3 protein-coding genes are annotated in these 3,830 nt (G+C 72.9%); 1 reads left to right on the top strand and 2 read right to left on the bottom strand.

Features of this window, described 5'->3' with window-relative positions; translation table 11 throughout:
- Positions 1-134 precede the first annotated feature (134 nt).
- Positions 135-2,072 carry a radical copper oxidase GlxA gene (gene glxA / locus SZN_RS36115; RefSeq protein WP_043735061.1) on the top strand — a complete coding sequence of 646 codons (1,938 nt, stop codon included), beginning with the start codon at positions 135-137 and terminating at the stop codon, positions 2,070-2,072.
- Between the two features lie 64 nt (positions 2,073-2,136).
- Here the strand turns inward: glxA and SZN_RS36110 are convergent, their stop codons facing one another.
- A complete protein-coding gene (locus tag SZN_RS36110; protein WP_043735058.1) occupies positions 2,137-3,189 on the bottom strand; it encodes a glycoside hydrolase family 6 protein in 1,053 nt (350 codons plus the stop codon).
- A gap of 127 nt (positions 3,190-3,316) precedes the next feature.
- Positions 3,317-3,830: class F sortase (locus SZN_RS36105; RefSeq protein ID WP_007505404.1), on the bottom strand; the 514-nt coding region annotated here is incomplete at its 5' end.

Genomic DNA, 3,830 nt, shown 5'->3' with positions numbered 1-3,830 from the left:
CCCCGGCCGGCGCCGGCGCAGACCTCGCCGCACCCGCCCCGCGCCCGGCAGCGGCCGAGCTGGGCGGCGTCCGGCGAGGGTGGTGACGACCAGGCGACGCGGATCGCTCTGGGGGGACTTGGGGGACGTGAGGAATGAGAGACCGTGCAGGCCGCCGCCGCGCCCGCCGATTCGCGATAGGCACGGCCGTGGTCCTGGCGCTGGCCGGGATGAACGGGCCGTGGCTCTACCGCTTCGGCACCGCGAAATACCACCAGTACCAGATCGACAAGCCCGGGTACAAAGCCGCGAACGGCAAATGGGAGATCGTCGAGTTCCCCGAGAAGTACCGCCAGAACACCATCCACGCGGCCCTGCTGCACACCGGGAAACTGCTGCTCATCGCGGGTTCGGGCAACAACCAGGAGAACTTCGACGCGAAGAAGTACGACACCCGGATCTGGGACCCCGTCAAGGGCACGATCCGGAAGGTGCCGACGCCCAACGACCTCTTCTGCACCGGGCACACCCAGTTGGCCAGCGGCAACCTGCTGATCGCGGGCGGCACCAAGCGCTACGAGAAGCTGCGGGGCGACGTCACCAAGGCCGGCGGCCTGATGATCGTCCACAACGAGAACCCGGACAGGCCGATCACCCTGCCCGCGGGCACCCGGTTCACCGGCAGGGAGAACGGCAGGACGTTCGTCTCCAAGGACCCGGTCCTGGTGCCGCGCGCGAAGAAGGTCTTCGACAAGGCGACCGGCGCGTTCCTGCGCAACGACCCCGGCCTCGGCCGGATCTACGTCGAGGCGCAGCGCAAGGGCGCCAGGTACGAGACCGGCACCCAGGACAACTACCGCGTCCGGGGCCTGACGGGCGCCGACGCGCGCAACACCTACGGCATCGCGGAGAAACTCGCCCTCGACAAGAAGGACTTCCAGGGCATCCGCGACGCCTACGAGTTCGACGCGGTCGCCGAGAAGTACATCAAGGTCGACCCGATGAAGGAGGCGCGCTGGTACCCGACGCTCACCACCCTGGGCGACGGCAGGGTCCTCAGCGTCTCCGGCCTGGACGACATCGGGCAGCTGGTGCCCGGCAAGAACGAGGTGTACGACCCCAGGACCAGGTCGTGGACGTACACGAGGAAGATCCGGCAGTTCCCCACGTACCCGGCGCTGTTCCCGCTGAGCAGCGGCAAGATCTTCTACTCGGGCTCGAACGCGGGCTACGGACCGGCCGACGTGGGCCGCGACCCGGGCATCTGGGACGTGGACAGCAACGCCTTCGCCAGGCTGCCGGGGCTGAGCGACCCGAAGCTGATGGAGACCTCCGGGACGGTGCTGCTGCCGCCGGCGCAGGACGAGAAGTACATGGTGATCGGCGGCGGCGGGGTCGGTGAGTCCCGGCAGGCCAGCAGAAGGACACGGCTGATCGATCTGTCGGACGCCGCCCCGCGGTTCCGGGACGGGCCGTCGCTGGAGAAGGGGACGCGCTATCCGCAGGCGTCGGTGCTGCCCGACGACAGCGTGCTGGTGTCGGGCGGCTCCGAGGACTACCGGGGCCGCGGCGCCTCCGACATCCGCCAGGCGCGGCTGTACCGGCCGGGTACGAACCGGTTCGACCGGGTCGCCGACCCCCTGGTGGGCCGCAACTACCACTCGGGCTCGCTGCTGCTGCCCGACGGGCGGGTGATGTTCTTCGGCTCGGACCCGCTGTACGGCGACAGGGCCAACACCAGGCCGGGCGAGTTCGAGCAGCGCATCGAGATCTACACCCCGCCGTATCTGTACCGCGGCGCGCGGCCGGTGCTGTCGGGCGGTCCGCGGACCGTCCCGCGCGGCGGCACGGGCACGTTCACCTCACCGGACGCCTCGTCCCTGCGCACCGCGCGGCTGATCCGGCCGAGCGCGTCCACCCATGTCACGGACGTGGACCAGCGGTCGGTGAAGCTGGGCCTCACGAAGTCCGGCGACCGGGTCACGGTGCGCCTGCCCGAGAACCGGAACCTGGTCCCCTCCGGCTGGTACATGCTGTTCGTGACGGACGACCGCGGCCGGCCGTCGAAGGCCCAGTGGGTCAAGGTGCCCTAGGATCACCGCACTTCGGGGCGCCCTCCGCGACGGAGGGCGCCCCTCGGCGGGTGCGCGGCGGACGCTACGCCCCGCTCGCCCTCGCCAACTCCAGGGCGTAGCGCGCCCACCACTCGCCCGCCTTCGGGCCGCCCTTGCACTCGCCGTCCGACTCGCCCGGCCGCTTGACCCAGACGTAGGCGTCGACCAGCGGGTCGGAGGTCTCGGTCGTGGGGGCCTCGCCCAGCGCGCGGCCGGGCGGGTTGCACCAGCGCTCCTTCGGATCGCCGCCGGTGTAGGGGCCGTTGCCGTTGCGGCTGGTGTCGACGAGGAACGGCTTGCCGCCCACCTTGGCGGAGAGCTCCTTGCCGTAGCGGATCGAGTCCTCGGTCGAGTAGAAGTTGGAGACGTTGACGGAGAAGCCGTCGGCCGCCTCCGCCCCGGCACGTTTCAGCGGGCCGGCGATCTGACGCGGCTCGCCCCAGCCCGCGTTGCCGGCGTCGAGGTAGACCTTGGTGCGCCGCAGCGCCTTGAGCCGGGTGACGGCGCCCTTGAGGAGGTCGTAGCGCTCCTCGTGGAACCGTGCCGGTGTGCAGCCGTCGACCAGGTGCGGTACCGCGTCCGGCTCCAGGACCACCGTCGCGGGGCGGTCCCCGATGCCCTCGGCCACGGCGTCGATCCAGGCCCGGTAGGCGTCGCCGTCGGCGGCACCGCCCGAGGAGTACCGGCCGCAGTCGCGGCGCGGGATGTTGTAGAGCACGAGCAGCGCGGTCCGGCCCGCCCGCCGGGCTGCCCGCGTGTAACCGCGGGCCTGCTGCCCGGGGTTCTCCGGTCCGATCCACAGACCGGTGGGCTGCTCGGCTATCTTGCGGATCTGCCCGGCCTCCGCGGTCCTGCCGGCCTTCTCGTAGCGCGCCACCTGCTCGGCCGCCCTGCCGTCCGGGTCGACCCAGAACGGGTCGGCGCCCCCGGGCCGTTGGCCGATCTCGGCGCCGTCCCGGCCACCGCCGCCGTCCCCGCCCCCGTCCCGGCCACCGCCGTCCCCGGAGGAACATCCCGCGATCACCAGTGCCGCCCCCAGCACCGCCGCGGACGTCCGCGCGCGGGCACGCCCGCGGGCCCCCCTCTTCCGGTACATCCAGCTCCCCCTCGGGTCCTCGCCTCCAAAGGGTCAAGCCTGGCATACGCGGCGTCACCACTCCGGGGCCTTCGCGCCTTGTCGGAGAGCTGTTACAGCCACCGGTGGGCGAGCGGTCCGGCCGCGCTCACCGCCCCGTACCGGTGAGGTACGCGGAGACGATCACGTTCGCCGCGTAGGTGCCCGTGGCCCGGTCGAACGTGCCGGCGCAGGTGAGCAGGCGCAGTTCGGCGCGGCCCGCCCGGCGGGGCCCGTACGCCTGCGCCGCGTCGAAGCCGTCGCGGGTGACGACCCGCACGTCGTCCACGGTGAACTCGGCCGCGCTGCCGTCGTCGCGCAGCACCCGTACCCGCTCGCCCGGCCGCAGCGTGCCGAGCCGGTGGAAGACGGCGGGCCGGGTCCGGGTGTCGAAGTGGCCCGTCATCAGCGCGGCTCCGGCGCTGCCCGGCTTCGTCCCGGCGGCGTACCAGGCGACGGCCGCCGCCTGCGCGAAGGGCGGCGCGTCGATCGCGCCGTAGCGGTCCAGGCCCCGGGCGACGACGGGGGCGCGCAGGTCGAGCGCCGGGATGTCGAGCCGGATCGGCCGGGCCTCCCCGAGGGGCCGGGCGGCGGGTGGCAGGGGCGCGCCGCGGGGGCTCCCG

It is taken from the genome of Streptomyces zinciresistens K42, assembly GCF_000225525.1.
GTDB lineage: Bacteria > Actinomycetota > Actinomycetes > Streptomycetales > Streptomycetaceae > Streptomyces > Streptomyces zinciresistens.
Note: the sequence above shows the minus strand (reverse complement) of the source record. Positions and strands in the feature narration are given on the sequence as shown.

Excerpts from the sequence above, each read along its gene's own strand:
- glxA (WP_043735061.1), top strand. The coding sequence starts at position 135 with ATGAGAGACCGTGCAGGCCGCCGCCGCGCCCGCCGATTCGCGATAGGC.
- SZN_RS36110 (WP_043735058.1), bottom strand. The coding sequence starts at position 3,189 with ATGTACCGGAAGAGGGGGGCCCGCGGGCGTGCCCGCGCGCGGACGTCC.